Here is a 23,929-nt window from a genome sequence, read left to right as displayed (position 1 = left end):
CATCATCGAGGGGTACGTTCACACGCCCTCAACATCACAACATCAGATCGGGCGAAGGTTTTTGTCCTACCGCCCGCGCAACCACAATGCCACGCCCGCGCCCCCTTCCGGAGCGCGCGCTCCCCCTGAGCGCCCGATGACACTGGCGACACCCCCTCCTCGCTGTTCGCTCCGCTCACGATCCGTCCGGCTCATTACCCGGCAGCGCCTGCTCGAACCAGACCACCTTGCCGATCCCCTCGGCCCGGGCGCCCCAGTGCAGCGCCAGCCGGTGGACCAGCTCCAGACCGCGCCCGCCCTCGTCGGCCTCGGCGGCGTGCCGCTCCTGGGGCGGGTCGGGCAGCGGATCGGAGATCTCGACCAGCAGCGTCTCGCCGAGCGTCAGCCGCACCCCGATGGGGGCGCTGGCGTACCGGACGGCGTTCGTCACCAGCTCGCTGACCAGCAGCTCGGCGATGTCGGTGAGCTCCTCGACGCCCCACTCGGCGAGCGTGGCGCGGACCAACCGGCGCGCCCGGGAGACGGCGGTGGGCTCGGCGGGCAGGGTCCAGCCCGCCGTCGGGGTGCCGGCCTGGCCGTGGCCGAGCCGGGCCAGCAGCAGCGCGACGTCGTCCGGCTCCCGGCCCTGCTCCATGGTGTCCAGCACCGCCTCGCAGGCGGCCTGGATGGAGGCGTGCGGCTCCTGGAGCACCGTGATCAGCCGGCCGAGGCCGACGTCCAGGTCCTTGTCCCGGGACTCGACCAGGCCGTCGGTGCACAGCGCCAGCAGGCTGCCCTCGGGGATCTTCAGTTCGACCGATTCGAACGGAACTCCGCCCACTCCGAGCGGGGCGCCGGAGGGCAGGTCGAGGATGCGGCCGGCGCCGCCGCGCAGCGGGCCGCCGTTGCGGGTCGGCTCCGGGGCGGCCTCGCCGGGCACCACCAGCACCGGCGGGATGTGCCCCGCCTTGGCCACGGTGAGCCGGGCCGTCGTCGGGTCGAAGACCGCGTAGACGCAGGTCGCCAGCAGCGCCTCGTCCGGGCCCTGGGCGAGGTCGTCGGCCAGCTCGTGGACGTGCCGCAGCAGGACGTCCGGCGGCAGGTCGAGGGCGGCCAGCACCCGGACGGCGGTGCGCAGCCGTCCCATGGTGGCGGCGGCCCGCAGGCCGTGGCCCATCACGTCGCCGACCACCAGCGCGGTGCGGTCGCCGGGCAGCGGGATGACGTCGAACCAGTCGCCGCCGACCTCGGTGCCGCTGCTGCCGGGCACGTACCGGTAGGCGACCTCGACGCCGGTGGGCTGCGGGACCTGCTGCGGGAGCAGGGTCCGCTGGAGGGTGAGCGCGGCGGTGCGTTCGCGGGCGTAGAGGCGGGCGTTGTCCAGCGAGCTGCCGGCCCGGTCGGCCAGCTCGACGGTGAAGGCCAGGTCGTCCCGGTCGAAGCCCTCGCGGTAGCCGGACCGGCTGACCAGCAGCAGGCCGATCACGATGCCCCGGGCGCGCAGCGGCACGACCAGCATCGAGTGCACGCCGAGGTCCCGGGCGGCCTGCGTCTTCGGGTCGCCGGGGTAGGTCAACTCGTCCAGCTGGTCGGCGCCGGACAGCGGCTCGGGCACGCCGGTGCGCAGCACCCGGCCGCAGACGGAGTCCTCGGCGAAGGTGATCCGGGCGCCGCGGCGCAGCATCACGTCCACCTCGGGGCCGTCCTGGACGGAGGCGGTGCCGAGCTGGAGCAGCGAGGTGCGCCGGTCGTGGCCGTGCCGGGGCAGGTCGTCGCCGTGCGCGACGGCCTGGAGCAGGATCACCGCGGAGTGGTCGGCCAGCCGGGGGACGACCGAGCCGGCCAGCTCCTGGGCGATCCGGGAGGCGTCCAGGAGGTCGCCGACCCGGGAGCCGAACTCGTTGAGCAGCGAGAGCCGGCGCCGGGCGTGCTCGACCTTGGCAACCGCCCGGTAGCGCTCGGTCACGTCCATCACGGTGCCGGAGATGCCGAGCACCCGGCCGGAACGGTCGGTCATCCGGCTGTAGGAGATCGAGCGGTAGCCGGCCCGGGTGGTGACCGGGGAGGCCAGGGTGACGTCGATGACCGGCTCGCCGGTGGCCAGCACCTGGCGCTGGATGGCGGTGATCTCGTCGGCGGCCCGCTCCGGCAGGGTCTCGCCGGTGGTGCGGCCGACGTGGTCGTCCAGGGCGACGCCGTTCATCTCGGCGAGGGTCTGGTTGACGGCGGTGTAGCGCAGGTCGGTGTCCATGATGGCGATGCCCAGCGGGGACTGCTCGAACAGCGCGTCGCGCACCGCGAGGTCCCGCTCGACGGCCCGGACGGCGGCCGCCTCGGCCATGTTGACCTGGAGGAACGGGGTGCCGTCGCCGTCCACCAGGAGGGAGATCCGGGCGTCCACGGCGATCGGGGAGCCGTCCCGGTCGCGCAGCTCGGCGGGGCCGGCCCAGCGGCCGTGCCGCAGGGTGTCCTGGATCGCGCGCCGGATCCGGGCGACCTGCTCCCGGTCGGGGATCAGCTCGTCGATCCGGCGGCCGACCAGCAGCTCGTTCGGCCAGCCGAGCAGTTCCTCGGCGGCCGGGCTCCAGAGCACCACCCGGCCCGCGGTGTCCAGGATCGCGATGGCGACCCTGAGCATGTCCAGCAGGCTGCCCTCGGCGGGCGTGCCCGGACCACCGGGACCGCCCGGGGCGCCCGGACCGCCCGGGGCGTCGGCGGGCCCGCCGGGGAACGGCCGGCCGGGACGGCCGCGCAGATCGGACCGGGCGCCGGGGCCGGCCACCGGGGTCGGCGCCGGCTGGTCGGGACCCGCGGCGCCGGGGGCCCCGCCGGTGCCGCCGCGGCGACGGCCGGCCGGTGGCCGGGGAGCGGCCGGACGGGCGGCGCGGCGCAGTCGGGCGCGGGCGGCGGCGCTCCCCGCGGAGCCTGCCCGCCGCTCTCCCCCGGCGCCGTTCCCGGTAGTCGACACCGACGGGGCCTCCGGCTCTGGTCGGGATCGGCGTCGCCGGCTGGGGACGGCTCACCGATGGTGACGAATAGTGCCGAAAAGTGACATACCCAGCAGCCTCCAGGCTATCCCGGCGCCTGGGTCGTCTTGTCCGATTGACCTACCCGGCGGACGGCGCGTCGCCCCCGGTCGGGACGCCGCCCGCCCCCGCCGTCCCGCCCTCCGTGAGCAGCCGGGCGACGTGCGGCAGCACGTCACGGTCGTGGTCGATCCAGTCCACGGCGTCCAGCTCGTCCGGGCCCAGCCAGCGCAGCGCGTCGTGGTCCTCCAGCGCGCGCGGCTCGCCCGCCAGCAATTCGGCGGCCCAGAAGCGCAGCTCCAGGCCGGGGCGCACGGCCCACGCGCCCGGCAGCCGGGTCAGCGCGCGCGCCCGGACGCCGAGCTCCTCCAGCAGCTCGCGCTCCAGCGCCTGCGCCTCCGTCTCCCCGGGCTCGGCCTTCCCGCCGGGGAACTCCCACCGGCCGGCCACCGACTCGGGCGCGCTGCGCCGGGCGGCGAGCACCCGGCCGCCGCGGACCAGCGCGCCGCCGACCACGATCCGGGGAGCGGCCGGGGTCGCGCGGGGGTCGGGGGTCTCGGGGGTGTCCGTCGTGGCGTCCATGCGGCCGACCCTACGGGTTCAGGCGTTGCGGACCGTCCCGTCCGCCGCTTCCGGCCGGGCCTCCCCGTCCGCCTCGACCCAGTACATCTGCTTGTGGCCGCGGGCCTCGAAGCCGTCGGCCAGCCGCCGGGCCTCGGCCCGGTCGAGACCCTTGGCGACCAGGAAGCGATTGCCGTTGTCGTCCTGCCGCATGACCCGGTAGGTGCCCATGGCGGGAGGGTACCCGGGGCCTCCCGCCGGGCGTCCCGCTCCGGGCCGGACCCGTTTCCACTCACGTGGGGCGGGCCCGTCCCCGGCTCGCGTGGGGGTCGGGCCGGGGACGCGCCCACGACGGTACGGCCGGTGGGTTACCGGCAGGTACGGGCCCGGTCAACGGCCGGTAACCAGGGGCGCGGGCGCCTCAGACCCGCAGGTCGGGCGCCTGCTCGCCGGTGGACAGGCCCAGCCCGCGGCGGATGTCCAGGATCGTCGGCGCCATCCTGGCCTCCGTCGCCCTGGCCCGGCGGAGGTCGCCCGCCAGGTCGCCGCCGGAGGCCGCGGCGTCCCAGGCGGCGGCCGCCTGCGACTTGGCCTCGACCAGCTTGGCGATCTTCGGCTGGACGTCGGCCGGCCACGGCACCGACGGCCCGCCCAGCACCGCCGCCTGGGTCCGCGAGGCCACCGCCATCCGGCGGGCCCACGCCCGGTGGTCGGCCTCGGCCTCGGCCACGTCCGCGTCCGGCGGGTCCAGGTAGACGTCGTTGAAGCTCCGGGCGGCCTCCAGGTAGGCCAGCTGGGGCGCGGTCAGGCGGCTCCGGTCGGTGCGGACCGTTCCCCGGTGCCGGTCCTCGCGGTCCTCGTAGGCGCAGGTGACGTACCGTGAGCCGGACGCCCAGTTCCTCGCCGTCGGGTAGAGGTAGACGTCGTCCATGCCGTCCGGGACGGTCCACTGGTCGAGCGCGTAGCCGTTCAGCACCGCGCGGCACAGCCGGCCGGCCGACTCGCGGGCCGCGCTCTCGCCCGGGTAGAGGCCGTTGCCGCTCGGGAGCTCGGCGGTGCCCGCCACCTCGCCGTGGTGCGGCTCGGTGCAGGCCACCCGGTGCACCCAGTACACCGTCTCGTCGCCGTTCCCCTGCGTCGTCGAACCGCCCTGGGGGGAGTCGTAGCAGTCGCCGGCCTTGAGCTCGGACCAGTGCACCGAGCCGGCCGGCGCCTTCGGGGCCTGGCCGAAGCGGCCGGCCCGCGCCGAGCTGAAGTCGGCCGCGCCGAGCGCGAGGGCCAGCAGGACCGTGCCGATCGTGCCGAGCACCAGGCCGGTCACCGCCATGCCGGAGCCGCGCTCCTTGCGGCGGTTGATCTGCACCAGCGCGAGGATGCCGAAGACCAGGGCCACCGGGGACACCAGGAGCAGGCCGGTGACCAGGGAGCCGACGGCGAAGCCGTTGGTGGGGGCGGGCCCGGGGCCGGGGCCGGGGAGGAACCCGGGCCCGGGGGCGGCCTGCCCCGGACCGGGGGCCTGGGCGTACGGGTGGCCGGGCGGGAAGCCCGACCCGGCGGGGGGAGTGACGGAGGCCCAGCCACCGGCGGGCAGCGGGTACGGCGGCTGGGGCGGGGCGGCCGACGGCGGGACGGCCTGCGGGGCCGGGGCGACGGACGGACCCGCGGGCGGGCCGGCGGAGAGGTCGGGCGCGGCCCAGGGGTCGACGGCGGCGGGCGGGGCCCAGGGGTCGACGGCGGGCGGGGCGGGCTCCGACCCGGCCCGGTCCTGCTCGGACGCGGCGGGCCGGGCCTGGTCCTGCTCGGGCTCGACCGGGCTCGCGGGCCCCGCGGTGTCCTTGCGGAAGTCCACCCGGGGATCCTGACCGGCCGTCGGCGCTTGCGCCGGGTCCGGGTCCGGGTCCGTGCCTGTCCCTGTACCGGTGTCCGTCCCCGCGCCGGCGTCCGCGCCCGCGCCGGCCTCCGCGCCCGCCCCCGGACGGGTGTCCGTGTCCGTGTCGGCCCCCGTGGCCGCGGGCGACTCCGGCCCCGGAACGGGCGGCTCGGACTCAGGCTTGGACACGTGGACTCCCCCAACCCACCGGAACGGGCATCGGCCCGGCACTCGGCACCATGGCTCGGACCCGAACGGGCCCGATCTGAACGGTCGCGCGACTTTACCCGATCTTTCCGAACGCCTGCCCGCCCCTGCCCGCCCTGCCCGGACCGCCCGGCCCGCCCCGCGTCGGCTCGGCCGCGTCGGCTCAGCCGCGGGCCAGGATCTCGCCGTGGAGCATCGAGAACCAGCCGTCCCCCGCGGCGCTCCACTCCCGCCAGCCGTCCGCGATCCGGCCCAGCTCGTCCTGGTCCGCGAAGCCCCGCTCGACCGCCGTCCGGCCCAGCGCGGTGCCCGTCACCCGGTCCGCCCACAGCCCGCCCCACCAGGCGCGCTGCTCGGGCGTCGCGTACGTCCAGGTGCCGGCGCTCGCGGTGACCTCGGTGAAGCCGGCCGCGCGGGCCCAGGACAGCAGCCGCCGGCCGGCGTCCGGCTCGCCGCCGTTGGCGCGGGCGGTCCGCCGGTACAGCTCCAGCCACCGGTCCAGCGCGGGCACCTCCGGGAACCAGGTCATCGAGGCGTAGTCGACGTCGCGGACCGCGACCACGCCGCCCGGCGCCGCCACCCGCCGCAGCTCGCGCAGCGCGGCCACCGGGTCGGCCACGTGCTGCAGCACCTGGTGGGCGTGCACCACGTCGAACTCACCGTCCGGGTACGGCAGTCGGTGCACGTCGGCGCAGGCGAGGGCGACGTTGGACAGGCCCCGGCCGGCGATGTGCCCGGCGGCCTGCTCCAGCACCTCGGCGGAGGCGTCCACCGCGACCACCCGCCCCTGCGGGCCGACCAGTTCGGCCAGGTCCGCGGTGATCGTGCCGGGCCCGCAGCCGACGTCCAGCAGGGCCTGCCCGGGCCGCAGTTCGGGCAGCAGGTAGCCGGCCGAGTCGGCGGCGGTGCGGGAGCGGTGCGAGCGCAGCACGGCCTCCTGGTGGCCGTGGGTGTAGACGGCGGCGGGCTGCGGTCCGGTCATGAGGTCCCCCCTGGATGCGGTCGGCCGCGGGGCTCCGCGGCTCCCCCGACGCTACCCGGCATCCCGCATGCCGAGAAGATCCGTCTCGAATGCCGGTCACCGCGGGCCCGGGCCGCACCCGGCCGCCGTACCGTGGAGGCGCCCCCGACAGAACGGTCCCCGCCCATGCCCGGCCCGCGCCCCTACGTCCTGCTGAGCGCCGCCGTCTCGCTCGACGGCCACCTCGACGACGCCTCCCCCGACCGGCTGCTGCTCTCCAACGCCGCCGACTTCGACCGGGTCGACGAGGAGCGCGCCGCCGCCGACGCGATCCTGGTCGGCGGCAACACCCTGCGCGCCGACAACCCCCGACTGCTGGTCAACGACCCCGCCCGCCGGGCCGCCCGGCTGGCGGCCGGCCGGCCTGAGTACCCGCTGAAGGTGACGCTCAGTGCGAGCGGAGCGCTCGACGCCGGGCTGCGCTTCTGGCACACCGGCGGCGCCCGCCTCGCCTACACCACGGACGCCGGGGCGGCGGTGCTGCACCCCCGGCTGGACGGGCTGGCCGAGGTGGTCGCACTCGGCGACGCGGTGGACCTCGGCGCGGTGCTGGACGACCTGGGCGCCCGCGGGGTTCGCCGGCTGATGGTCGAGGGCGGCGGGGGCGTGCACACCCAGTTCCTGGCCCAGGGGCTGGCGGACGAACTCCAGCTGGCCGTCGCCCCGCTGCTGGTCGGCCAGGCCGAGGCGCCCCGGTTCGTCCGCCCCTCCGCGTTCCCGGGCGGGCCGGCCCGGCGGATGCGGCTGCTGGAGGCACGTACCGTGGGCGACGTCGTCCTGCTCAGGTACGCCCCGAAGGAGCCCGCGCCGTGACCCTGTCCGCGTCCACCGACCTCGACCACCTGCGCCGGGCCGTCGAGCTCTCCCGCCGCTGCCCGCCGTCCGGGACGGCCTTCTCGGTCGGCGCGGTGATCGTCGGCGCCGACGGCACGGTGCTGGCGGAGGGCTACAGCCGGGAGACCGCCCCGCACGACCACGCGGAGGAGGCGGCACTGGCCAAGCTCCCGGCGGGCGACCCCCGGCTGCGCGGGGCGACCGTCTACAGCTCGCTGGAGCCCTGCGGGCAGCGCGCCTCGCGGCCGATGCCGTGCGCCCGGCTGCTCGTCGCGGCGGGCGTGCCGCGCGTGGTGGTCGCCTGGCGCGAGCCGGACCTGTTCGTCACCGACTGCCAGGGCACCGCACTGCTGACGGCGGCCGGCATCGAGGTGGTGGAGCTGCCGGAGCTGGCCGCGGAGGCCCGCGCGGTCAACGCCCACCTGCTCGGGTGATCTTTTGTATCATCGAGAAACAAAGAGCTCGCATTCTCCGGCTCTGCTGTCGTCGCACCCCCCGAGGAGCCGCCCCATGCCCGCTACTCCCGTCCGGCTGACCGCCCGCGCCCTCCTCCTGGACATGGACGGCACCCTGGTCAACTCCGACGCCGTGGTCGAGCGCTGCTGGAGCCGCTGGGCCGAGCGGCACGGCCTGGACCCCGCCGAGGTGCTCGCCGTCGCGCACGGCCGCCAGGGCCACGCGACCATGGCCGCCCTGCTGCCCGAACGCCCGGTCGAACTCAACCTGGCCGACAACGAGCGGATGCTCGCCGAGGAGCGCGCCGACACCGAGGGCGTCGTCCCGGTGCCCGGCGCCGCCGCCTTCCTCGCCTCGCTGGCCGGCCTCCCGCACGCCCTGGTCACCTCCGCCGACCAGCCGCTCGCCCGGGTCCGGATGGCCGCCGCCGACCTGCCGCTGCCGCCCGTCCTGGTCACCGCCGAGTCCGTCGGCGCCAGCAAGCCCGACCCCGAGGGCTTCCTCAAGGGTGCCGCCGCCGTCGGCTTCGCCCCCGCCGACTGCCTCGCCTTCGAGGACTCCGGCGCCGGCATCGCCGCCGCCAGGGCCGCCGGCACCCGCGTCATCGGCATCGGCCCGCGCGCCCTCCCCCACCACCCGGACGCCCACGCCGACACGCTCGCCACCGTCACCGTCTCGGCCGCCCCCGACGGCCTGCTCACCGTCACCATCGGCTGACCCCGGGGCCCGCACAGCACCGGGCCGGTACGGGAAAGAGAACGGGGCCCGCCTCAGGGGAGGCGGGCCCCGTTGGACCCGCACAGGTGGCGGATCCGGTCGGCTCGGGGAGCGGGTCGATCAGACGTTGAAGCGGAACATCCGCACGGTGACGCCGACCCGAACCTGCCGATCAGTAGTGGTAGCGGGCAGCCAGGATGACAATCTCCCGATCCGTGACCAGGTAGACGAGACGGTGCTCGTCGTCGATCCGCCGCGACCAGGCGCCGGGCAAGTGGTACTTCAGCGGCTCGGGCTTGCCGATCCCGGTGAACGGGTCACGCAGGACGTCCTCGATGAGCTTGTTGATCCGGGCGAGCATCTTGCGGTCGCTCTTGAGCCAGGACGTGTAGTCCTCCCAGCCACCCTCCTCGAATACGAGCCTCGGGACACGACGCCCTTCTCGGAATCCGTCGCATCAGGGTCGATGAGCCCCCGCTCGGAAAGCCCTGTGCCGCCGAGGGCGTTCTCGTAGGCCTTGAGCAAGCGGCGGGCGTTGACCGGCGAGCGCAACAGGTAGGAGCCCTCGCGCAGGGCGGCGTAGTCCTCGGCCGAGACCAGCACGGCATTCCCGTGCTTGGAGACGATCTCGATGGCCTCGTGATCGTCATTGACCTTCTTGATCAACGGGAAGAGAGCCTTGCGCGCCTCGCTGGCAGTGATTGACATCGACCTACCCCTTTCCGCAAGTGGTACCACATAACGTACCACTGGAGGCGGTCCGGCAGGCCGAGGAACTCGGCACCGGGCCGTCACGGGAAAACGGACGGGGCCCGCCTCGGGGGAGGCGGGCCCCGTTGGACCCGCGCAGGTGGCGGATCCGGTCGGCTCGGGGAGCGGGTCGATCAGACGTTGAAGCGGAACTCCACCACGTCGCCGTCCTGCATGACGTACTCCTTGCCCTCGATGCGGGCCTTGCCCTTGGAGCGGGCCTCGGCGATGGAGCCGGTCTCGACCAGGTCGGCGAAGGAGATCACCTCGGCCTTGATGAAGCCCTTCTGGAAGTCGGTGTGGATGACTCCGGCGGCCTCGGGGGCGGTGGCGCCCTTCTTGATGGTCCAGGCGCGGGTTTCCTTGGGGCCGGCCGTCAGGTAGGTCTGCAGGCCGAGGGTGTCGAAGCCGACCCGGGCGAGGGTGGCGAGGCCGGGCTCCTCCTGGCCCATGGACTGGAGGAGCTCCAGGGCCTCGGCGTCGTCCAGCTCGATCAGCTCGGACTCGATCTTGGCGTTCAGGAAGATCGCCTCGGCCGGGGCGACCAGCTCGCGCTGGGCGTCCTTGAAGTCCTCGTCGGCCAGCTCGTCCTCGTCCACGTTGAAGACGTAGAGGAAGGGCTTGGCGGTCAGCAGGTGGAGCTCACGGATCGGGGCGGTGTCGAAACCGGCCTCGAAGAGGGTCTTGCCGGTCTCCAGGATCGCCTGCGCGGCCTCGGCGGCGGCCAGCACGGGGGCGGTCTCCTTCTTGAGGCGCGCCTCCTTCTGGAGCCGCGGCAGGACCTTCTCGATGGTCTGGAGGTCGGCCAGGATCAGCTCGGTGTGGATGGTCTCGATGTCGTCCTTGGGCGACACCTTGCCGTCCACGTGCACCACGTCCGGGTCGGTGAAGGCGCGCACGACCTGGCAGATCGCGTCGGACTCGCGGATGTTGGCGAGGAACTTGTTGCCCAGGCCCTCGCCCTCGCTGGCGCCGCGCACGATGCCGGCGATGTCGACGAAGTCGACGGTGGCCGGGAGGATGCGCTGGGAGCCGAAGATCTCGGCGAGCTTGGCCAGCCGCTCGTCCGGGACGCCCACCACGCCGACGTTCGGCTCGATGGTGGCGAACGGGTAGTTGGCCGCCAGCACGTCGTTCTTGGTCAGGGCGTTGAACAGGGTCGACTTGCCGACGTTCGGCAGGCCGACGATTCCGATCGTGAGCGACATGAAGCGCAGTCCCGGGGGCTTGGAGGAGTTGGGTCGGCACCGTACGGGCCGACCCCCAAGTCTACGGGCAGCCCCCGCCCCGCCTCACAGCTCGTCGTCCCACCGGACGCGGACGGGCCGTTCGAAGGTGAGATCGGTCATGCCGTCCCCGGCGAGGAGACCCGTGCGCGGATCCGGTGACCGTGGTGCGCCGAGCCGACGGGGCAGGTCAGGCGACCTGAGTGACGATCACATCACTGCTCCGTCCGAAGACACGGGCCGGGACCTGAACGGTCCATTACACAGTGTGGCGATGATCGGACCGTACGTTGGACGGGTGGAGCAGAGCATCCGTACCCAGCCGCCAGGGCCCAGACGCCGTCCCCCGACCCGCACGAACGCCCCCGCCGTCCCCGGTCCAGGCCGGGCTCCCGAGACCGCCGCGGCCCCCTCCGGGCCCGCCCCCGCCTCCCGGCCGCGCCCGGCGGCCGGACCGTCCGCCGCCGCCCGCCCGGCTGGCTCCCGGCTGCGCCTGCGCCTGCCGCTGCGCGGGCGCGGGCGCGGCGACGACCAGCTGTACGGGCGGCGGCGCACCGGCCGGCCGGCCCGGCTGACGGCCGTCGGCACCGGGGTGGTCGCCGTCCTGGCGGCGCTCGCGGTGGCGGGCCTGGACCGGCTGCTCTTCGACGACCTGGGCTGGCTGTTCGGCCTCGGCTACCTGGTGGTCTGCTTCCAGCTGGCCGTCCGGGTGCGCTACGCCGATCTGCTGGCCGCGCCGATCAGCGGGCCGATCGCCTTCGCGCTCGCGCTGCTGCTGCTCGAACCGGTGAGCTCCCCCGGCGTCACCGCCCAGGTGGTCTCGCTGGCGACCGGGCTGGCGCTGCGGGCCGGCTGGCTGTTCTCCGGCACCGGGCTGGCCACGCTGATCGTGCTCGCCCGGTTCGTCGCCCAGCGCCGGATCCACCGCGCCCGCTGAGCCCCTCCCCACCGGTCGCCGTGGCGCCGGGGCCGGGGGCCCGCCCGTCAGCCCTCCGCCCGGGCCGCCGCCATGGCGGCGCCGACGATGCCCGCGTCGTTGCGCAGCTCCGCCGGCACCACCCGTGCCTCGCGGTCCTTCAGCAGCGGCAGGAACTTCTCGTGCTTGCGGCTCACCCCGCCGCCGATCACGATCAGCCGCGGCGAGAACAGCCCCTCCACCAGGTCCAGGTACTCGTCGACCCGCCCGGCCCACTGCTCCCAGTCCAGCCCGTGCCGCTCCTTGGCCGCCGAGGAGGCCCGGCGCTCGGCGTCCTTGCCGCGCAGCTCCAGGTGGCCCAGCTCGGTGTTGGGCACCAGCGTGCCGTCCACGAACAGGGCGCTGCCGATGCCGGTGCCGAAGGTGAGCACCAGGACGACGCCCGGCTCGGCCCGTCCGGCGCCGTGGGTCAGCTCGGCCAGCCCGGCCGCGTCCGCGTCGTTCAGGACGGTCGCGGGCATGCCCAGCGCCTCGCGGAAGAGGCCCGCCGCGTCCAGGCCGATCCAGCCCTTGTCGACATTGGCCGCCGTCCTGGTGCGGCCGTCGACGACCACGCCGGGGAAGGTCAGCCCGACCGGGCCCTGGTGGCCGAAGTGGCGGACCACCTCGCAGACGGCATCGACCACGGCCCCGGGGGCGGACGGCTGCGGAGTGAGCACCTTGTGGCGCTCCTCGGCGAGCGCGCCCCGGGCGAGGTCGACGGGCGCGCCCTTGATCCCCGAGCCGCCGATGTCCACGCCGAATACCGCCGTCATCACGTCACCCTCCGCCGTCGGCCGCGGACCGGGCCGGTTCGCGGCCGGTGGATTGTCCACAGCCTGTGCACAAAACTACGAGAGTGCGCCGGGGCCCGCACAGCAGGAAGCCGCACCACATCGAGCCGGGCGGCACGGGGCCGCACGGCGGAAGGGCCGGCACCCCGTGCGGGGTACCGGCCCTTCCGGGTGGGGTCAGAGCTTGCCCGCCGCCTCGGCGCGCAGGTCGCGGCGCAGTTCCTTGGGCAGCGAGAAGACCAGGTGCTCCTCGGCGGTCTTGACCGTCTCGACCGTGTCGTAACCGCGTGCGGCCAGGAACTCCAGCACGCCGTCGACCAGGATCTCCGGCACCGAGGCGCCGCTGGTCAGGCCGACCGTGGTGACGCCCTCCAGCCACTCCTCGCGGATCTCCTCGGCGAAGTCCACCAGGTGGGCGGCCTTGGCGCCGTACTCCAGGCCGACCTCGACCAGGCGCACGGAGTTGGAGGAGTTCTTGGAGCCGACCACGATCAGCAGGTCGGTCTCCGGGGCCAGCTGCTTGACCGCGACCTGGCGGTTCTGGGTGGCGTAGCAGATGTCGTCGCTGGGCGGGCTGACCAGCTGCGGGAAGCGGTTCTTCAGCTCGCCGACGGTGGCCATGGTCTCGTCCACGGACAGGGTGGTCTGGGACAGCCAGACGACCTTGGACTCGTCCCGGACCTGCACGTTGGCGACGTCCTCGGCACCGTCCACCAGGTGGATCCGGTCCGGGGCCTCGCCCATGGTGCCGATGACCTCCTCGTGGCCCTCGTGGCCCACCAGCAGGATGTCGAAGCCCTCGTCGGCGAAGCGGACGGCCTCCTTGTGCACCTTGGTGACCAGCGGGCAGGTCGCGTCGACGGTGGCGAGCTTCCCGGCCCGCGCCTCGTCGTGGACGGACGGGGCGACGCCGTGCGCGGAGAAGACGACGATCGAGCCCTCCGGCACCTCCTCCGTCTCGTCGACGAAGATCGCGCCCTTCTTCTCCAGGGTCTGCACCACGTACTTGTTGTGGACGATCTGCTTGCGGACGTAGATGGGCGCCCCGTACTGCTCCAGGGCCTTCTCCACGGCGATCACGGCGCGGTCGACTCCCGCGCAGTAGCCCCGGGGGGCGGCGAGCAGGACACGGCGCTGCGCGGTCTTGGACATGGCTCCATCGTACGGGCGGCCGCGACCCGCGCTCGTCCTCCCGGCCTCCCGCCGGGCCGCCCCACCAATGGCGGACACTTTCCGTGCAGACCCGGTCAACAGCACCCAAATATGGTGTCCATGAGCTCTGTGAGCGAGCAGGCGACGCCGAGCGGCCTGCGCCGCAGCCTGGGCGTGCGCGATCTGATGGTCTACGGACTGCTGTTCATCGCCCCGATGGCCCCGGTCGGCGTGTTCGGCGTGCTGGACGCCAAGAGCCACGGAGCCGTCGCCACCGTGTACCTCGCCGCGACGGTGGCGATGGCCTTCACCGCCTCCTCGTACGCCCAGATGGTGCGCGCCGTGCCGCAGACCGGCTCGGTGTTCGCCTACGCGCGGGCCGGGCTGGGCGAGGGCCCGGGCTTCATCGCCGGGTGGATGGCGATGCTCGACTACCTGCTGATCCCCGCGGTGGCCTACCTGTTCTCCGGGATCGCGCTGAACTCCCTGGTGCCGGACGTCTCGCGCTGGGTCTGGACGGCGCTCGCGGTGGTGGTGACCACCGCGCTCAACCTGGCCGGGGTGCGGACGGCGGCGGCGATCGGCTTCGCGGTGCTCGCGATGGAGATCGCGGTGCTGGTGGTGTTCATGGCCGCCGCCGTGGTGGCGCTGGCCCAGGACGGCGCCCGGCGCGGCTGGGACACCCCGTTCACCGCCGTCGGGGACTTCTCGCTGACCGCGGTGATCTCGGCGGTGTCCGTCGCGGTGCTCTCCTACCTGGGCTTCGACGCGATCGCCACCTTCGTGGAGGAGGCGGTCGGCGCCTCGGCGGCGGTGGCCCGGGCGGTGCTCTGGTGCCTGGCGCTGGCCGGGGTGCTGTTCGTCGCCCAGACCTACCTGGCGGCCCTGCTGGAGCCGACCGGACCGCGGCAGCTGGCCGCCGACCCGGCGGCGCAGGGCTCGGCCTTCTACGACACCGTGGAGAGCGGCGTCGGGCACTGGCTGCACGTCCTGGTGGCGGCCAGCAAGGCGATCGGCGCGGCCTTCGCGGCCCTGGCCGGGCAGGCCGCGGCCGGGCGGCTGCTCTTCGCGATGGCCCGGGACGGCCGGCTGCCGCGGGCGCTCGGTTCGGTCGACCCGGCCAGCGCGGTGCCGCGCCGGGCGCTGCTGGCGGCCGCGGTGATCACGATGGCGGCGGCGGTCTGGGCGGCCAACCGGGACGACGGCCTGGACCGGCTCACCTCGGTGGTGAACGTGGGCGCGCTGACCGCCTTCGCCCTGCTGCACGCCTCGGTGATCGGCTGGTACGTGGTGCGGCACGGCTCGCGGCGGTGGCTCCCGCACGTGGTCGTGCCGGTGCTGGGGATCGCGGTGATCGTGGCGGTCGTGTACGAGGCCTCGGGCACGGCGCAGCTCGTCGGGCTGGTCTGGCTGGTGGTCGGCCTGGTGGTGCTCGCCGTCCAGGGCTCCACCGGCCGGGGCGGCACCCGCGGCGGCCTCGGCCGTGTCGGCGGACGCCGCTAGCCTCGTACGCATGGCCAACACCAGCTCCCCCGAAGCGCCGCTCCCGGTCGGCAAGGTCTCCGCGCTGATCGGCGGCTGGATCGACCGGCTCGGCGCGGTCTGGGTGGAGGGGCAGATCACCCAGCTCAGCCGCCGCCCCGGCGCGGGCGTGGTGTTCCTGACCCTGCGCGACCCGCAGGCCGACGTGTCGCTCACGGTGACCTGCTTCCGCTCGGTGTTCGACCAGGTCGCGGACGTGGTGCAGGAGGGCGCGCGGGTCGTCGTGCACGCCAAGCCGGAGTGGTACGCGGCGCGCGGGCAGCTGTCCCTGCGCGCCTCGGAGATCCGCCCGGTGGGCCTCGGCGAGCTGCTGGCCCGGCTGGAGCAGCTGAAGCGGCGGCTCGCCGGGGAGGGCCTGTTCGCGGCGGAGCGCAAGAAGCCACTGCCGTTCCTGCCGCAGTGCGTCGGGCTGGTCACCGGGCGCGGCTCGGCGGCCGAGCGGGACGTCCTGGAGAACGCCCGGCGGCGCTGGCCTGCCGTGCGCTTCGAGGTGCGCAACGTCCCGGTGCAGGGGGTCAGCGCGGTGGAGCGGGTGAGCGCGGCCGTGCGGGAGCTGGACGAGCACCCCGAGGTGGACGTGATCGTCGTGGCCCGCGGCGGCGGCAGCGTGGAGGACCTGCTGCCGTTCTCGGACGAGGGCCTGGTGCGGCTGGTCGCGGCCGCCCGTACGCCGGTGGTGAGCGCGATCGGGCACGAGCCGGACCAGCCGCTGCTGGACTTCGTGGCCGACCTGCGCGCCTCCACCCCGACCGACGCGGCCAAACGGGTGGTTCCGGACGTCGGTGAGGAGCTGGCCAAGGTCCGCCAGCTGCGCGACCGCGCCCGCCGGCAGGTGCTGTCCCGGGTCGAGCGCGAGCAGCACGGGCTGGACGGGGTGCGCAGCCGCCCGTCGCTGGCCGCCCCGCACCGGATGCTGGACGGTCGGGGGCAGGAGGTGGACGGCCTGCTGGAGCGGGCCCGGCGCACCCTGCGGCACCGGCTGGACCACGCGCAGAGCGACCTCGGACACACCCTGGCCCGGGTGGTGGCGCTCTCCCCGGCGGCCACCCTGGAGCGCGGCTACGCGGTGCTCCAGCGCACGGACGGCACGGTGGTGACCGACCCGGCGCAGGTCGCGCCCGGCGAGGGGCTGCGCGCGCGGGTGGCGGGCGGCGGCTTCGACGTCACCGCGACTCCCGGGTAGTCGCCCGCCACCGCGGGCCGGGGCTGGGGAGTGTCGGCCCGAGCCCCTACGCTGGCACCCATGGCAGAGCAGCAGGAGCAGCAGGACGCGGCGCCGAACCCGGACGACGCGCTGGGCTACGAGCACGCCCGGGACGCGCTGCTGGACGTCGTCCGGCAGCTGGAGACCGGCGGGACCTCGCTGGAGGAGTCGCTGGCCCTGTGGGAGCGCGGCGAGCAGCTGGCGAAGGTGTGCCAGCGCTGGCTGGACGGCGCCCGGGCCCGGCTGGACGCCGCGCTGGCCGCCGAGGAGGGCGCGACCCCCGGCGGGGAGTGAGGCGGATCACATCCGCTTGGGGAATCGTTGAATCTTCACCTATGTTGGAGGAAGTGAACGGCCACGGCCGATCACCCCGACGAACCCCTTTTCCGCATGAGGTGCAGAAGCATGACCACCGACGCCCTGGTACTCGACGCTGCCGCTCAGGACCTCCTGTTCCGCGAGGCCCGCACCGCCAACACCTTCACCGACGAGCAGGTCTCCGACGAGCAGGTCCAGGCCATCTACGAGCTGGTCAAGTACGGCCCGACCGCCTTCAACCAGCAGCCGCTGCGCGTCGTCCTGGTCCGCTCGGCCGAGGGCCGCGAGCGCCTCGTCCGGCAGATGGCGGACGGCAACAAGGCCAAGACCGCCGCCGCCCCGCTGGTCGCCATCCTGGCCGTGGACAACGAGTTCCACGAGGAGCTGCCGACCCAGCTCCCGCACTTCCCCCAGGCCAAGGACATGTTCTTCTCGGAGCGCACCGTCCGTGAGCAGTCCGCCACGATGAACGGCGCCCTGCAGGCCGCCTACTTCATCATCGGCGTGCGCGCCGCCGGCCTGGCCGCCGGCCCGATGACCGGCTACGACGCCGAGGGCATCAACAAGGAGTTCTTCGGCGACGGCGAGCACTCGGTGCTGGCCGTGGTCAACATCGGCCGCCCGGGCGAGGACGCCTGGTTCCCGCGTTCGCCGCGCCTGGCCTACGACGAGGTCGTCACCACGGCCTGATCCGCCCCGCGCACGCCGAAGGGCCCCGCACCGGTTCGTCCGGCGCGGGGCCCTTCGGCGTGCCCGGAAGGCGGGCGGAAGCGGGGCTACTTGAGCGCCTGCGCCAGCTCGGCCAGCTCCTCGTAGGAGGCGGTGCCGGTGAGCAGGGTGGTCCCGGGGCCGGTCTGGACGGCCAGCGCGCGGTCCTTCTCGCCCTGCACCCGGTCCCAGGTGCGGCCGGCCACCTCGGAAGTGCCGTCCGACGCGGCGCCCTTGACGTGGTCGGCCAGCAGGGAGTCGCGCGGCACGTCGCTCTGCTCGATCGCCGCGTACCGGCCCGAGGGGGTCACGAAGCCCAGGTGCCAGGCGTTGCCCTTGCCGTTGTTCTGGTCGGCCGGCCGGTAACCGACCGAGGTGGCCCGCCACTTGTCCGACAGCCCCTCCGGGGAGAGCAGCGGGTACGGCGCGGCGCGCTTGGCGGAGGCCGCCTCCACCCGGTACCCGACCACGCGCACCGGGTCGCCGCCGGATCCGTGCGGGAGGAACAGGTACCCGATCCCGACGACGAAACCGACGGCCAGCATCGACAGGACCATGTCCCGTACGGTCTGCCGGCCCCTCATGCCCTTGCTGTCTGCTGCCACCCCCACATGGTGACTCATCCACATCCCCGGGCGGTCACCAGGGGTGTCCACGGACGGGTGATACCGGGCGAATCGGTGGTTTCCGCCACAGAGCAGCGACCTGCGCCACAGACAGTCATCTCGTGGGCAGATACGATCGCAATACCCTCACCACGGCGTTCGACCTGGCAGTAGTCGGGCGCTCACTGGCCGTCGCGTACAGAGAGGTAACGACGATGACCACGCAGTACCCGCACCACCTTCCCAGTGCCCTGGAGGTCGCGCCCGAGGCTCCGGACCGGAACCTCGCGCTCGAACTCGTCCGGGTCACCGAGGCGGCCGCGATGGCCGCCGGCCGGTGGGTCGGACGTGGCGACAAGAACGGCGCGGACGGTGCCGCCGTGAAGGCGATGCGCACCCTCGTCTCGACCGTGTCGATGAACGGCGTCGTCGTCATCGGCGAGGGCGAGAAGGACGAAGCCCCGATGCTCTACAACGGCGAGCGGGTCGGCGACGGCACCGGCGCCGAGTGCGACGTCGCGGTCGACCCGGTCGACGGCACCACGCTGACCGCCAAGGGCATGAACAACGCGGTGGCCGTACTGGCCGTCGCCGACCGCGGCACCATGTTCGACCCCAGCGCCGTGTTCTACATGGACAAGCTGGTGGCCGGCCCGGAGGCCGCCGAGTTCGTCGACATCACCGCCCCGGCGGCGGTCAACATCCGCCGGGTCGCCAAGGCCAAGGGCAGCGCCGTCGAGGACGTCACCGTCGTCGTGCTCGACCGCCCGCGCCACGACGGCCTGGTCCGGGAGATCCGCGAAGCGGGCGCCCGGATCAAGTTCATCTCGGACGGCGACGTGGCCGGCGCGATCATGGCCGCCCGCGAGGGCACCGGCGTCGACCTGCTGATGGGCATCGGCGGCACCCCGGAGGGCATCATCGCGGCCTGCGCGATGAAGTGCATGGGCGGCGTGATCCAGGGCCGGCTGTGGCCCAAGGACGACGCCGAGCGGCAGAAGGCCCTGGACGCCGGCCACGACCTGGACCGGGTCCTCACCACGGACGACCTGGTCAGCGGCGAGAACGTGTTCTTCGTCGCCACCGGCATCACCGACGGCGAGCTGCTGCGCGGCGTGCACTACCGCTCGGAGACCGCCACCACCAGCTCGCTGGTGATGCGCTCCAAGAGCGGCACCATCCGCGAGATCAACTCCACCCACAAGCTCTCGAAGCTGCGGGCGTACAGCGCGATCGACTTCGACCGCGCCAACTGAGCCCCACCCGAGCGCGCTTCGCGGCCCCGGCGGAATCCCCCTCCGCCGGGGCCGCGGTGCGTCGCCGTCCCGCTCCCGGGCCCGTCGTCACCCGGCTATCCGGCGCCGCGCGGCCGCCGTCACCAGGGCCGCCTCGCGCAGCTCCGTGTCCCGGCGCCGCCGCCGGGCCAGCACCACCCGCCGCTCGGCGGCCGTCAGCCCGCCCCAGACCCCGTACGGCTCCGGCTGGGCCAGCGCGTGCTCGCGGCACTCCAGCAGCACCGGGCAGCGGGCGCACACCTGCTTGGCCTGCTCCTCGCGCGCCAGCCGCGCCGCCGTCGGCTCCTTGGAGGGCGCGAAGAACAGCCCCACCTCGTCCCGCCGACACGCGGCGCCGGTGTGCCAGGGGTTGTCCTCGCCCGCGGGGGAACCCGCCGGGCCGCCCTGCGGCTGCGGCTGCGGACGGACGCCGGAACGGCGCTCCAGGACCTGCGCAGCGGCGACTGGCGAGGTGGTGCGGGACTCGATCGGATGCAGCACGGCCGTACTCCTGACGAGGCTCTCGGACACGGGGACCCCTCGCTCCCCCGCCGGCCGCGAGCCCCCGCTGTCCAGCCCGGGCACGGCCGCTCGGCCGCCTCCGGTGCGCAGCCGTCCAAGAAGCGATGTGCGGAAGGAACTACCCCGCCCGGCCGCGATTCATGCACACTGCACGCAATCGACTACGCAGAGCACCGGCCACAACGCCGAGCGCCCGACCGGGAGTTGATCCCCGATCGGGCGCTGTGCAGGTCAACGGCGGTCAGTCGGTGCCGAGTTGGCGCCGCACCCATTCCTTCAGCTTCTTGCCGCGGCGCGGCTTCGCCTCGCAACCACCGAACAGCGCAAGGCCCTTGATCCGGACAACCGGAGCGTACGGGTCCGCCGCGGTCGTCTCCCGGACGTCGAAGCCGCCGAAGATGCCGATGCCGGATCCCTGCAGGCTCACGTTCTCCGGGACCCTGACCTGGACCCCGCCGAAGATCGCCGTCACCGTGATCTCCACCTCGGGGGACTCGAACACGGCGTCGGTCAGGTCGATCTCCACCCCGCCGAACGCGGCGAAGGCGCTCAGGTACGAGCCCACCCGCCAGCGGCCCTTGCGGGCCGCGCCGCCGAAGACCGCCACCACCGTCGGCGACTCCTGGCGCGCGGGCGGCTGCGGCGGCGGACCCTGCGGGGCGCTCAGCGGCTGCTTCTCGAAGGACAGCGGGCGGGCCGGCAGGTCCCGGGTCAGCGGCACGAGGTCGCCGAAGGTCTTCGCGGCGTACGCGGCCTCGATCCGCTCCGCGTGCTCGTCGGCGTCCAGGCGGCCCTCGGCGTAGGCGTCCCGCAGCAGTTCCGCGACCTTCTCGCGGTCGGCGTCGGAGACCCGCAGGTCCGCCTCCGCGACCGGCGCGTGCGGCCGCGGCGCGGCCTCCGCCCTGGTCTCGGGCTTGAGTTCCGGCTTGGGTTCGGGCTTGGTCATCGGTACGGGCGCCGGCACCGGCGGCTGCCCCGAATCGTCGTGCGACGGCGAGTTGTCCACGGGGTCAGCCTAGTCGCTCGCACTCCTGCGCGAGTGAGCCCGGTCACGCAAGGCTGCCCTGTCCGCATGCCGACTTCCACCGGGTCCTACCCTGGATGATGCTTCGCCGACGCAGCCGGACCAACTGGACAGCTAAGGACCGCCCCCATGGCTCCCACGCCAGACTTCGAGTACAGCGACCTGCTCCCCCTGGGCGCTGACCCGACCCCCTACCGCAAGATCACCTCCGAGGGTGTCTCCACCTTCGAGGCCGGCGGCCGCACCTTCCTCCAGGTCGAGCCCGAGGCGCTGCGGCTGCTGACGGCCGAGGCGATGCACGACATCTCGCACTACCTGCGCCCCGCCCACCTCGCCCAGCTGCGCCGCATCCTGGACGACCCGGAGGCCAGCCCCAACGACCGCTTCGTGGCGCTCGACCTGCTGAAGAACGTCAACATCTCGGCCGGCGGCATCCTCCCGATGTGCCAGGACACCGGCACCGCGATCGTCATGGGCAAGCGCGGCCAGAACGTGCTCACCGAGGGCGGCGACGAGTCCGCCATCGCGCGGGGCGTCTACGACGCGTACACCAGGCTCAACCTGCGCTACTCCCAGATGGCCCCGGTGACCATGTGGGACGAGAAGAACACCGGCAACAACCTGCCGGCCCAGATCGAGCTGTACGCCACCGACGGCGACGCGTACAAGTTCCTGTTCATGGCCAAGGGCGGCGGCTCCGCCAACAAGTCGTACCTGTACCAGGAGACCAAGGCCATCCTGAACGAGGCGAGCATGCTCTCGTTCCTGGAGCAGAAGATCCGCTCGCTGGGCACCGCGGCCTGCCCGCCGTACCACCTGGCCATCGTGATCGGCGGCACCAGCGCCGAGTTCGCGCTGAAGACCGCCAAGTACGCCTCGGCGCACTACCTGGACAACCTGCCGACCTCGGGCGACGCCAGGACCGGCCACGGCTTCCGTGACCTGGAGCTGGAGGCCAAGGTCACCGAGCTGACCCAGAAGATCGGCATCGGCGCCCAGTTCGGCGGCAAGTACTTCTGCCACGACGTGCGCGTGGTGCGCCTGCCGCGGCACGGTGCCTCGCTCCCGGTCGCGATGGCCGTCTCCTGCTCCGCCGACCGCCAGGCGCTCGGCAAGATCACCGCCGAGGGCGTGTTCCTGGAGCAGCTGGAGACCGACCCGGCGAAGTACCTGCCGGACACCACCGACGAGCACCTGGACGACGACGTGGTGCGCGTCGACCTCGACCAGCCGATGTCCGCGATCCGCGCCGAGCTGTCCAAGTACCCGGTGAAGACCCGGCTCTCGCTCACCGGCACCCTGGTCGTCGCCCGCGACATCGCCCACGCCAAGATCAAGGAGCGCCTGGACGCCGGCGAGGGCATGCCCAAGTACCTCCAGGACCACCCGGTCTACTACGCGGGCCCGGCCAAGACCCCCGAGGGCTACGCCTCCGGCTCCTTCGGCCCGACCACGGCCGGCCGGATGGACTCCTACGTCGACCAGTTCCAGGCCGCCGGCGGCTCGATGGTCATGCTCGCCAAGGGCAACCGCAGCAAGCAGGTCACCGACGCCTGCGCCGCGCACGGCGGCTTCTACCTCGGCTCGATCGGCGGCCCGGCCGCCCGCCTCGCCCAGGACTGCATCAAGAAGGTCGAGGTGCTGGAGTACGCCGAGCTCGGCATGGAGGCGGTCTGGCGCATCGAGGTCGAGGACTTCCCGGCCTTCATCGTCGTCGACGACAAGGGCAACGACTTCTTCCGCGAGACCACCGAGGGCCCGCTGATCACCAACCTGCGCGTCCGCTCCAAGGAGTAGTCCCGCACGCCCCCGCCCCGCCCCGGTCGCCCCTGCGGCCGGGGCGGCGGTGTTCCCGCGCGGCGGACGGCAGCCGGCCTCGTCCGGTGGGCCCCGTCCGGTGGGCCCCGTCCGGCGCTCAGGCGTCGAAGTCGTACTCCAGGACGTAGGAGGCGGCGTCCAGGATCATCTCGTTGAGCTCGACGACCTGGCCCTCGTCGGCGAAGGCGGTGCGGCAGATCAGGATGACGGGGGTGCCGGCGGACAGCTCCAGGCGGGCGGCCTCCTCGGCGCCGGGCATCCGGGAGCGGACCTCCTCGCGGAAGTGCACGGGCTTGGCGCCGATCTCGGCGAGCCGGGCGTAGGTGCCGCCGGGGCCGGTGTCCTCGCGGGTGATCGCGGTGCCCGCGACCAGGACGGCGGGCAGGTAGGAGGTCGACAGCAGCACCGGCTTGCCGTCGAGGACGAAGCGGCGGTGCCGCACGCACATCGGGGCGCCCGGGGCGGCCCCGAGCATCCGGGCCACGTGCTCGGGCGCGCCCTGCTCGGTGACGGACACCTGGTCGACCACCAGGCTGCGGTTGTCGATGTCCGCCGACCATATCGACCGGCCGGACCCCCACTGCCCCTGCGCCAGCCGCTGGATGCCGCGCCGGCGCAGCGGCCGGAAGTCCCGGACGAACACCCCGGCGCCGCGGCGCGCCTCGGCGATGCCCTCGCTCTGCAGCACGCCCAGCGCCTGGCGGGCGGTCATCCGGGCCACGCCGTACTCGTCCATGAGGTCGTTCTCGCCGGGCAGGCGGTCGCCCGCGCGGTACCGGCCGCTGTCGATGGCCGCTTTCAGCGCTTCGGCGATCCGCTGGTACTTGGGCTGCTTGTCGCCATTGCTGCCGGTCATCGCCGCTCCCTCTGCCTCGGACAAATCGTAGGCGTGCCCGCGGTCGCCGGTAAGGAGATACGACCGTTGACATCTCTAGAGATATTAGCTTCTCTAGAGATGCTGGCCAGTCGCCGACCAGAGCGAGGAGCAGCACGGTGAGCACCCGACAGCGAAACACCCCGGCCTACCGGCCCCACGTGGGTGAACTCGTCCTCGACCGGAGGACCGGACGCACCGGCATCTACATGGACACCATCGGCGGCGAGCACTACCTGCGCCCCGAGCCCGGCGGCCGGGAATGGACGGCCGACCCCCACCAGGTCGCCCCCGCCCCCGGGGCGGGCGATTCAGCCGAATACGATCTTCCTCGGCAATTTCGGCAGAACGCGGGCAAACGGCGGCATTCCGACCACCGCAATACCCCCGGGTGAATCCGGAATTCCGGAACGTCCCGCACCCGCCGTCGGGCACGTTACGGATATCGCCGGTCACCATGAGTGCACCGCGGGCATGTTTCGGCCACCCGGT

At 73.9% G+C, this 23,929-nt stretch carries 21 protein-coding genes and 3 pseudogenes; 10 read left to right on the top strand and 14 right to left on the bottom strand.

The features are described from left to right. Positions 1-175: 175 nt before the first annotated feature. The 5 genes from ACFVVA_RS31810 to ACFVVA_RS31790 all read right to left on the bottom strand — a co-directional run bounded on the left by ACFVVA_RS31810 (position 176) and on the right by ACFVVA_RS31790 (position 6,625). On the bottom strand, positions 176-2,617 hold the full coding sequence (locus ACFVVA_RS31810; protein WP_387694214.1) for a SpoIIE family protein phosphatase: 2,442 nt from the start codon (positions 2,615-2,617) through the stop codon (positions 176-178). A 469-nt stretch (positions 2,618-3,086) separates the two neighbouring features. Beyond that, positions 3,087-3,587, bottom strand: coding sequence for an NUDIX domain-containing protein (locus tag ACFVVA_RS31805; protein WP_387694213.1), 501 nt, complete (start codon positions 3,585-3,587; stop codon positions 3,087-3,089). Between the two features lie 18 nt (positions 3,588-3,605). Next, on the bottom strand, positions 3,606-3,797 hold the full coding sequence (locus tag ACFVVA_RS31800; protein WP_387694212.1) for an SPOR domain-containing protein: 192 nt from the start codon (positions 3,795-3,797) through the stop codon (positions 3,606-3,608). Between the two features lie 190 nt (positions 3,798-3,987). Next, a complete protein-coding gene (locus ACFVVA_RS31795; protein WP_387694211.1) occupies positions 3,988-5,415 on the bottom strand; it encodes a DUF4190 domain-containing protein in 1,428 nt (475 codons plus the stop codon). 391 nt (positions 5,416-5,806) lie between these two features. Next, on the bottom strand, positions 5,807-6,625 hold the full coding sequence (locus ACFVVA_RS31790) for a methyltransferase domain-containing protein (protein ID WP_387694210.1): 819 nt from the start codon (positions 6,623-6,625) through the stop codon (positions 5,807-5,809). 165 nt (positions 6,626-6,790) lie between these two features. Between ACFVVA_RS31790 and ACFVVA_RS31785 the strand changes: the two are divergent. Further along, positions 6,791-7,932: pseudogene (locus tag ACFVVA_RS31785) on the top strand (dihydrofolate reductase family protein). A gap of 76 nt (positions 7,933-8,008) precedes the next feature. Next, entirely contained in the window at positions 8,009-8,671 is a 663-nt protein-coding gene (locus ACFVVA_RS31780; RefSeq protein ID WP_387694209.1) for an HAD-IA family hydrolase, read from the top strand. A 172-nt stretch (positions 8,672-8,843) separates the two neighbouring features. On the opposite strand, the pseudogene ACFVVA_RS31775 reads toward ACFVVA_RS31780, so the two are convergent. From ACFVVA_RS31775 to ychF, 3 genes and pseudogenes are all read right to left on the bottom strand, one after another. Then, positions 8,844-9,095 (bottom strand): annotated as a pseudogene (locus ACFVVA_RS31775) (Txe/YoeB family addiction module toxin); the annotation flags it as partial. Positions 9,096-9,124: 29 nt separating this feature from the next. Further along, positions 9,125-9,379 (bottom strand): annotated as a pseudogene (locus ACFVVA_RS31770) (type II toxin-antitoxin system Phd/YefM family antitoxin); the annotation flags it as partial. A 176-nt stretch (positions 9,380-9,555) separates the two neighbouring features. Continuing rightward, positions 9,556-10,629, bottom strand: coding sequence for a redox-regulated ATPase YchF (gene ychF, locus ACFVVA_RS31765; RefSeq protein WP_387694208.1), 1,074 nt, complete (start codon positions 10,627-10,629; stop codon positions 9,556-9,558). A gap of 316 nt (positions 10,630-10,945) precedes the next feature. Here ychF and ACFVVA_RS31760 point away from each other — a divergent pair, with 316 nt between their 5' ends. Then, positions 10,946-11,584 (top strand): DUF6542 domain-containing protein, encoded by a 639-nt coding sequence (locus ACFVVA_RS31760; RefSeq protein WP_387694207.1) that lies wholly within the window; start codon positions 10,946-10,948, stop codon positions 11,582-11,584. Between the two features lie 47 nt (positions 11,585-11,631). On the opposite strand, the gene ppgK is transcribed toward ACFVVA_RS31760, so the two are convergent. Then, positions 11,632-12,378, bottom strand: coding sequence for a polyphosphate--glucose phosphotransferase (ppgK, locus tag ACFVVA_RS31755; protein ID WP_387694206.1), 747 nt, complete (start codon positions 12,376-12,378; stop codon positions 11,632-11,634). Positions 12,379-12,573: 195 nt separating this feature from the next. Then, positions 12,574-13,548, bottom strand: coding sequence for a 4-hydroxy-3-methylbut-2-enyl diphosphate reductase (locus ACFVVA_RS31750; protein ID WP_359899533.1), 975 nt, complete (start codon positions 13,546-13,548; stop codon positions 12,574-12,576). 120 nt (positions 13,549-13,668) lie between these two features. Here ACFVVA_RS31750 and ACFVVA_RS31745 point away from each other — a divergent pair, with 120 nt between their 5' ends. From ACFVVA_RS31745 to ACFVVA_RS31730, 4 genes are all read left to right on the top strand, one after another. Continuing rightward, complete coding sequence (locus tag ACFVVA_RS31745) at positions 13,669-15,051, top strand: APC family permease (RefSeq protein ID WP_387694205.1); 1,383 nt, start codon at positions 13,669-13,671, stop codon at positions 15,049-15,051. A 10-nt stretch (positions 15,052-15,061) separates the two neighbouring features. After that, positions 15,062-16,273: an exodeoxyribonuclease VII large subunit gene (gene xseA, locus ACFVVA_RS31740; RefSeq protein ID WP_387694204.1), complete on the top strand. Its 1,212-nt coding sequence runs from the start codon at positions 15,062-15,064 to the stop codon at positions 16,271-16,273. A 60-nt stretch (positions 16,274-16,333) separates the two neighbouring features. Further along, positions 16,334-16,588: an exodeoxyribonuclease VII small subunit gene (locus ACFVVA_RS31735; RefSeq protein WP_387694203.1), complete on the top strand. Its 255-nt coding sequence runs from the start codon at positions 16,334-16,336 to the stop codon at positions 16,586-16,588. Positions 16,589-16,699: 111 nt separating this feature from the next. Beyond that, positions 16,700-17,302: a malonic semialdehyde reductase gene (locus ACFVVA_RS31730; RefSeq protein ID WP_387694202.1), complete on the top strand. Its 603-nt coding sequence runs from the start codon at positions 16,700-16,702 to the stop codon at positions 17,300-17,302. Between the two features lie 86 nt (positions 17,303-17,388). Here ACFVVA_RS31730 and ACFVVA_RS31725 read toward each other — a convergent pair whose 3' ends face one another. Continuing rightward, positions 17,389-17,925 (bottom strand): DUF4245 domain-containing protein, encoded by a 537-nt coding sequence (locus ACFVVA_RS31725; RefSeq protein ID WP_359899524.1) that lies wholly within the window; start codon positions 17,923-17,925, stop codon positions 17,389-17,391. Between the two features lie 215 nt (positions 17,926-18,140). Between ACFVVA_RS31725 and glpX the strand changes: the two genes are divergently transcribed. Next, complete coding sequence (gene glpX, locus ACFVVA_RS31720) at positions 18,141-19,181, top strand: class II fructose-bisphosphatase (protein ID WP_030055344.1); 1,041 nt, start codon at positions 18,141-18,143, stop codon at positions 19,179-19,181. 87 nt (positions 19,182-19,268) lie between these two features. Here glpX and ACFVVA_RS31715 read toward each other — a convergent pair whose 3' ends face one another. After that, the gene (locus ACFVVA_RS31715) at positions 19,269-19,646 is read right to left on the bottom strand and encodes a WhiB family transcriptional regulator (protein ID WP_387694251.1); all 378 of its coding nucleotides are present in this window, start codon (positions 19,644-19,646) and stop codon (positions 19,269-19,271) included. Positions 19,647-19,962: 316 nt separating this feature from the next. Next, a complete protein-coding gene (locus ACFVVA_RS31710) occupies positions 19,963-20,667 on the bottom strand; it encodes a DUF1707 domain-containing protein (protein WP_387694250.1) in 705 nt (234 codons plus the stop codon). Positions 20,668-20,874: 207 nt separating this feature from the next. Here ACFVVA_RS31710 and ACFVVA_RS31705 point away from each other — a divergent pair, with 207 nt between their 5' ends. Next, on the top strand, positions 20,875-22,542 hold the full coding sequence (locus ACFVVA_RS31705) for a fumarate hydratase (RefSeq protein WP_387694201.1): 1,668 nt from the start codon (positions 20,875-20,877) through the stop codon (positions 22,540-22,542). 118 nt (positions 22,543-22,660) lie between these two features. On the opposite strand, the gene ACFVVA_RS31700 is transcribed toward ACFVVA_RS31705, so the two are convergent. Continuing rightward, complete coding sequence (locus ACFVVA_RS31700; protein WP_387694200.1) at positions 22,661-23,419, bottom strand: GntR family transcriptional regulator; 759 nt, start codon at positions 23,417-23,419, stop codon at positions 22,661-22,663. A 137-nt stretch (positions 23,420-23,556) separates the two neighbouring features. Here ACFVVA_RS31700 and ACFVVA_RS31695 point away from each other — a divergent pair, with 137 nt between their 5' ends. Beyond that, positions 23,557-23,832 carry a hypothetical protein gene (locus ACFVVA_RS31695; protein WP_359899518.1) on the top strand — a complete coding sequence of 92 codons (276 nt, stop codon included), beginning with the start codon at positions 23,557-23,559 and terminating at the stop codon, positions 23,830-23,832. The last annotated feature ends 97 nt before the right edge of the window (positions 23,833-23,929 follow it).

The sequence above is a fragment of the Kitasatospora sp. NPDC058048 genome, assembly GCF_042885555.1.
GTDB lineage: Bacteria > Actinomycetota > Actinomycetes > Streptomycetales > Streptomycetaceae > Kitasatospora > Kitasatospora lactacystinica.
This window is presented reverse-complemented; position numbering and strand designations above follow the sequence as displayed.